The organism is Streptomyces sp. KR55 (genome assembly GCF_052245645.1).
Classification (GTDB): Bacteria; Actinomycetota; Actinomycetes; order Streptomycetales; family Streptomycetaceae; genus Streptomyces; species Streptomyces flavusporus.
The window spans coordinates 1-5,991 of record NZ_JBQQCE010000551.1; the positions used below are offsets into that span (position 1 = coordinate 1).

Annotated in this window: 7 protein-coding genes, 1 tRNA gene and 1 pseudogene; 4 read left to right on the plus strand and 5 right to left on the minus strand. The window is 70.7% G+C overall.

All coding sequences use genetic code 11. The features are described 5' to 3' along the window. Window positions 1-296: pseudogene (locus tag ACTWQJ_RS44925) on the minus strand (MFS transporter); the annotation flags it as partial. A gap of 45 nt (window positions 297-341) precedes the next feature. Here ACTWQJ_RS44925 and ACTWQJ_RS44930 point away from each other — a divergent pair. Next, on the plus strand, window positions 342-608 hold the full coding sequence (locus tag ACTWQJ_RS44930; RefSeq protein WP_443312162.1) for a hypothetical protein: 267 nt from the start codon (window positions 342-344) through the stop codon (window positions 606-608). Between the two features lie 28 nt (window positions 609-636). On the opposite strand, the gene ACTWQJ_RS44935 is transcribed toward ACTWQJ_RS44930, so the two are convergent. Further along, the gene (locus tag ACTWQJ_RS44935; protein WP_443312163.1) at window positions 637-1,023 is read right to left on the minus strand and encodes a DUF6344 domain-containing protein; all 387 of its coding nucleotides are present in this window, start codon (window positions 1,021-1,023) and stop codon (window positions 637-639) included. 300 nt (window positions 1,024-1,323) lie between these two features. Between ACTWQJ_RS44935 and ACTWQJ_RS44940 the strand changes: the two genes are divergently transcribed. Next, the gene (locus ACTWQJ_RS44940; protein WP_003999697.1) at window positions 1,324-1,452 is read left to right on the plus strand and encodes a DLW-39 family protein; all 129 of its coding nucleotides are present in this window, start codon (window positions 1,324-1,326) and stop codon (window positions 1,450-1,452) included. 191 nt (window positions 1,453-1,643) lie between these two features. Beyond that, complete coding sequence (locus ACTWQJ_RS44945; protein ID WP_443312164.1) at window positions 1,644-2,993, plus strand: hypothetical protein; 1,350 nt, start codon at window positions 1,644-1,646, stop codon at window positions 2,991-2,993. On the opposite strand, the gene ACTWQJ_RS44950 is transcribed toward ACTWQJ_RS44945, so the two are convergent. Both ACTWQJ_RS44950 and ACTWQJ_RS44955 read right to left on the minus strand, forming a co-directional pair. After that, window positions 2,994-4,667 carry a protein kinase domain-containing protein gene (locus tag ACTWQJ_RS44950; RefSeq protein WP_443312165.1) on the minus strand — a complete coding sequence of 558 codons (1,674 nt, stop codon included), beginning with the start codon at window positions 4,665-4,667 and terminating at the stop codon, window positions 2,994-2,996. It abuts the gene before it with no gap. A 161-nt stretch (window positions 4,668-4,828) separates the two neighbouring features. Next, complete coding sequence (locus ACTWQJ_RS44955; protein ID WP_129802951.1) at window positions 4,829-5,377, minus strand: helix-turn-helix domain-containing protein; 549 nt, start codon at window positions 5,375-5,377, stop codon at window positions 4,829-4,831. 183 nt (window positions 5,378-5,560) lie between these two features. Here ACTWQJ_RS44955 and ACTWQJ_RS44960 point away from each other — a divergent pair. Next, window positions 5,561-5,633, plus strand: a tRNA-Ala gene (locus tag ACTWQJ_RS44960). Window positions 5,634-5,709: 76 nt separating this feature from the next. Here the strand turns inward: ACTWQJ_RS44960 and ACTWQJ_RS44965 are convergent. Beyond that, the coding region (locus ACTWQJ_RS44965; protein WP_443312166.1) for a tyrosine-type recombinase/integrase at window positions 5,710-5,991 on the minus strand (282 nt) is incomplete at its 5' end.

The following is a 5,991-nucleotide window of genomic DNA, read 5'->3' on the forward strand; positions in this document are numbered from 1 at the left end:
GCCACGCCCGCCGTGACCGGCGAGTAGCCGAGCACGAACTGCAGGTACTGGGTCAGGACGAGCAGCAGACCGCCGTTGCCGATCTGGACCAACGCCAGGGAGAGCGAACCGCCGCCGAAGTTGCGGTGCTTGAAGAGGACCAGCGGGACCATCGGGGCGGGGGTGACGTTCTCCCAGATCACGAAGCCGAGCAGGGCAACGACCGCGACGGCCGGGGTGACCGCCGAGCGGCCCTCGAAGGCGCCGTGCTGCGGAATCTCGATGATCCACCAGACCAGTGCGGTCATACCGACGGCGTCGCCCGCTCCGGCACCACCGAGGCCGACCTCATCGCCCGCCTGATGCCCGCCGCGCAGCAGGCAGCCGCCGGCCACGACCACTTGGCGGCCGCGCAGAACGACGCCGTCGCCGCCACCACCGATCCCGTCGCCCTGCGCGACGCCAAGTTCTCGTACGGCCTGGAGGTCGTCCTCGACGGGCTGGCGCTACGACTGCCGGGTGCCAGACCGGCGGATCCGCCCGAAACGGGCGCGGAACGCATGAAGGCCCGGCCACTGATCCAGTGGCCGGGCCTCGTCATGAGGGCGGTGTACGCAGGTTCGCCGTGACGACAGGGTTGACGGAATCCGGAGGAACTCAGGTGAAAGGGACTGATGAGAGAGGGAGCGTGACGGGATCGTCCGGGGCCGACCTCCGGGAGCCGCAGTCGCCTGCCTCCGGATCAGCGCCGGTCTGGTCCGTGTCCGGCCCGGTGAGCGGGCGGTGGCGGCAGGTCGGGGCCTTGCCGTGCGCCTCGGCCTGGATGCGCTGTTTCATCGTGGGGGGCAGGGCCGTGGCGTGGGGCCGGGCGGCCCAGCGGGACATCGTCGGTGCCGTGTTGGGTCGTGCGGTGCTGTTGCGCGAAGCCTCGGTCTGCGGTACCGCCGCGCCGGCGGTCGTTGTGCTGAGTCCGAGCGCCGTGCACAGCGCGAGGAAGGCGGTGATGATGACGTTCCACAGCTTCATGACCTTGTTCCGGGCCATGGCCCCTCACTTTCGGGTTGGGCGATTTGCGTACTTTGCCCATCATGTGTATGAGGCTCGGGAAGTGGTGGACCGACGCCCGTGGCGCAGCGATCTTCAGATCAACACCACCCGGATGGCCGCAAGGGGCCCGAAAAATGCAGGGGTGTGATCACCCTCGGACCGGAGCGCTGCCGTCCGCCCGGAGTGGGCTGCGCCGCCGGGGAGTTGGGGCCCGGCGCAGGTCACCGATCGATATCGGGCGGTGTGTATAGTCGGGCGCCAGAGGTCCCCTACGTCAAGGAAAGACGAGGTCGCGCGGTGAAGAAGCTTCTCCTGGTCGCACTGGCCGCCATCGGCGGGCTCCTCGTGTACCGCCAGATCCAGGCGGATCGCGCCGAGCAGGATCTGTGGACGGAGGCGACTGACTCCGTGCCCACGGGTTCGTGAGTACCGACATCCGATACTGAACAGACCCCGGCCGCCTTGCGGTCGGGGTTTTGCGTGTCCGCGGACGGTACTCCGGTACGGACGCTCTCTGGCACGGGCGGTTCCGTCGTGGGCGTTTCGGACGCTCGTACGGATTGCGCCGATGACCCGTGGCCTTGCGGGGCAGGATGGGCCAGGGTACGGACGGTTCGATGATTCGGCACTTCCAGGGGTGGCGCGTGATGGGGCGACGTACGACAGGGTCCGAGGCGCACCGGGGCCGTTTTCCGTCGGCACGCGCGCGTGCCGCCCTCCTCGCGGCGACGGTGGTGACGGCGGCCGCCCTGCCCGGTCCCACGGCGATGGCCGACGGTACGGCGAGCGGCCCGGCCTACGCCTTCGCCGAGGACGCCCGGTCCGTACCGGGCGCCACGGGCACCACGGACGCCGCACGCCTCCAGCCCGGCAGGACGTACAAGAGCACCCTGCCGAGCAGCGGAAAGGCCTACTACCGCCTCGCACTCGACGCCACCTCGAACACGTACGTCTCCGCCACCGCCGTACCCGCCCCGGACGCCACCGTCTCCGCCGTGGAGGGGATCAAGGTGACGGTGCAGGAGACGGACGGCAGCTCCTGCTCCTTCGACACGACGACCTTCGGCGCCGGCCGCAGCCCGCACCCGGTCGCCGCCTGGGGCGCGCGCGAGTCCGGCACAAGCCGGTGCCAGGCCGAGGGCATGTACTACGTGGTCGTCGAGCACGTCGGTGCGAAGGACTCCGCGCCGGCCGCCTGGGACCTGGAGCTGGCCGTGGTCGAGGAGCCGGGCCTTGCGCAGCCCGGTGCCACCAGGGCGCCACAGGCCTGGGACTCCGCCACGCCCGCGCCGCCCACCGACGAGCCCGAACGGCGGCCGGGCGGCGCCGGCTTCGCCACGGCGACCTCGCTGGACCAGGGCGTCTGGACCGACGACATCGAACCCGGACAGACCCTCTTCTACGAGGTTCCGGTCGACTGGGGCCGGCAGCTGTACGCCACCGCCGAACTCGGCACCGCCGGTTCCGGTTCCGGTTACGTGGTCGGAGCGCTCGACGTGTCCCTCTACAACCCCGCGCGCGGGCCGGTCGAGGACGCGGGCGTCGGCTACGACGGGAAACAGCGGTCGGCCGCGCTCGATCCGCTTCCTCCGGTCGCACACGCCAATCGCCACTCCTTCACGGACCGGGTGGCCGGCATGCGGTTCGCCGGTTCTTACTACCTCGTGGTGCATCTCTCCACGAAGGTGGCCGAGGACTTCGGCGACGGTCCGTTCGGGCTGACGTTGCGCGTACGGGTGGCGGGGACGGCGCAGGAAGCGCCCGCCTATGCCGGGCAGTCCGTGCCGGACGACGTCTTCGAGGTCACGGGCCAGGATCGGGGAGCTGCCGGCTCCGGCGGTGCGGCGGGCGGCGACGCCGCGATGACGGCGCTCGCGGCGGGCGGGATCGGCGGCGGCACGGTGATTCTGGTGGGGCTCGGCGTCTGGACGGCGGTGGCGCGGCGGAGGGCCGGCCTTGCCGGGTAGTCAGACCTGGGTCAACGCCCAGAAACCCACGGCGTAGCAGGCCAGGGCCAGCAGGACCAGCGGGACCGTCACCTTCGCGGGCGGGCCGGGGCGGCGTCGGCTGGGTTGGCGGTGGCCGGGGTGGCGGCGGCTGGAGTGAGGGGCGCTCGGCTGGGGACCGCTCGGGCTGCCGGTGAGCGGGCGGTGGGCGGGCTGGTCGGCAGGGTGCCGCGAAATTGGTGATGCGGAGGGTGGAACCTGCGCGTCCTGAGCGGTGTACGAAGCAGTAGAGGCGTCAGCCCGTTGGGGCATCGCCGGGGGCGGCGCCGGAGCGGGGTACAGCGGTGCTTGCGGCTGGGGGGAGGAGGACAGCACGTGCGTGGTCTCGTGGGGGGAGGTGAGGAACGGTTGCTGTGGAGGCAGCTGTGGCTCTGGCTGTTGCCGTGCTTGTGGATGCCGCTGTGGCTGTGGTGTGCCCTGCTGTGCCGGTGCGGGTGCCTCTGCGGACCGGGCCTCGGGGGCGGTCGCCCGAGGGGAACTGACGGTGGGCTGCGGAGGCGGGAGGTGGAAGCTGCCGGTGTCCGACATGCTGGCCGACTGCGAAGGAGCGGAGGGCTGCGCCGGGGTGACGGCGCCGGGGTGAGCGGTGGGCTGCTGACGGGGATCCGTGACCACGTCCTCCGTGTGCGCCCCAGAACGTACGGAGCCCGTGCCGGACCACGAGGACACCGAGTCGGCTGCGTCCCCGGCATCCGGAGGGACTGCCCCGATTCCGGACCCCGCACCCGCCGGCGTGCGCGCCCCGGCCGCCGAATCGAGCGGCCCCGCGGGCCCGAACCCCGAGGGAAGCGGCCCCAGTTGGTCGAAGATCTCGATCTGCTCGTCGTCGGGGCCGGGGTCGGGCAGAAGCTCGGCCGCCGAAGCGAGCGCCTTGCGCGCACCCGTGGCAGTGCGGAAGCGGGCCTGCGGGTCCGGCTGCAGCAGTGTGGCCACGACCTGCCACAACGGCTCCGGAATGCCCGTCGGCGCACTCGGAGTCCCGTGCGCCGCGAAGTACTGCACGAGCGCCTTGGCGTCCGGCTTGGCGCCCTCCAGCAGATACAGCGCGACCAGTCCCACGGCGAACAGATCCGCCGGGAAGTCCGGCTCGGCGCCCATCATTTGCTCCGGCGCCAGATACCCCGGCGTTCCCACCACGAGGTTGGTCTCGGTCAGCCGGGGCTCACCCAGCCGCATCGCGATACCGAAGTCGGACAGGCGCAGCTTGGGCCTGCCCGTGCCGGTGGCCTCCAGCAGCACGTTGGCGGGCTTGATGTCCCGGTGCACGACGTCCTCGGCGTGCACCGCGGCCAGCCCCGACAGCAGCTGGTCGAGGAGGGTGCAGACGAAGGACGGCGGCAGAGGGCCGTAGTCCCCGACGAGATGGACCAGCGAACCGCCGGCAACCAGATCCATGGTGAACAGGACCTTGTCGTCGTCGGCGGCCCAACTGGCCGGCGCGAGAACATGAGGGTGATCGATCCTCAGCGCCTGTTCGCGTACGAACCGCAACAGCGAGTGCGCGTCGCTCTGCTGCAGGACCTTGGCGGCCACATAGCGGCGTCGGCGGTGGTCCCAGGCACGCCAGACGGCGCCGACTCCTCCGCGCCCGATCGGGTCGACCAGTTCGTACCGTCCGGCGAAGACCTCACCCATCGCTGTGCGCCGCTCCTCCCCCTACGATCCCAGGGCTTCCCCCCTTGCCTGCCCCTCGACGAGTGATACGACCCCTCTCGCGACCTCTCCTCGCGCCGCTCTCGCGGCCACCGCGCATAGGCCCGACTGCCGCACCCCCATGCGGCGACCGGGCCATGCGGTCAGCTCTGGTGCGCCTGGTAGTGCGCGACCGCGTCGGAGGTGCGGCCCGCGCCGTACACCCGGAGGAACTCTGCCAGCTCCGGATGGGTCGGGGCGAGAGTGTCCGCGGCCTCGATGATGTCTCCCGCAGCCGCCACCGAACGCAGCAGCGACTGGATCTCGCGGACCACCCGCTTGACCGTAGGCGCTCCCGAACTGCTCGTCGTCTGTGTGCTGTTGCTGAGCACCGAGCCCCCCTGCGACTTCTTGATCTCCTCCATCCGATCGGTGGCCTCCGCCGCGCTTACACTGCCGTCCGCCACCTGTGCGGCCAGGTCCTGCAGCAACTGCACCCGCTGGACCACGGCAGGATTTCCGATCTTCGCCCGCTGACCGCTCATCAGCTGGGACAGCATCGGCGCGGACAGTCCCAGCACCCCCGCGAGACGAGCCTGATTGAGTCCAAGATCGTCTATGAGCTTACGGAAGAGCGCCCCCAGCGGCTCCCCGTACCAGTTCCGCTGCAGTTCCCGCGCTCTTGCGGTGGCTTCCTGCTGTGCGGCGTCCATTGCGTCTCCCCATCGCTTTCCCCAAAACCGCGGTTCGCTGTAGCGAACCACGCCGAGCATCTTACGGAGAGTGGTCGTTCACGGGGACCCCCCAATCTTTTTGCGAGATACCGGGGGTCACCCGCTACTCTGGTCTGCGGCGCCCGCCGGTACGCGGTTCTTCCGGCCGGACGTCTCCCTTCCGGGGCCTTAGCTCAGTTGGTAGAGCGCTGTCTTTGCATGGCAGATGTCAGGGGTTCGACTCCCCTAGGCTCCACTCCAGGTCACAGGCCGTTTTCGGGTCCCTCCCACGGGAGGGCTCCGGGGCCGCAGTACACATTCAGTACACACGGCTAGTGATCTTCCCTTGCTGCGGCGTACCTCGCGACGACCGTCGCCACGTCCCGCAGGGCGTCCCGACGGGCCCGCTCGCGGTCGAGCCGGTCGGCCACCTCGTCCAGCCGGTCGGGGAACAGGTGACCGTAGGTGTCCAGCGTCATCGCTGCTGACTTGTGCCCGAGCATCGTCTGCACGACCTTCACGTCCGCGCCGCTCGCGATGCTCAGCGATGCCGCCGTGTGCCTCAGCTTGTGCGGCGTCACGCCCATGGCGGCCAACCCCGCAGCCTTCACCGC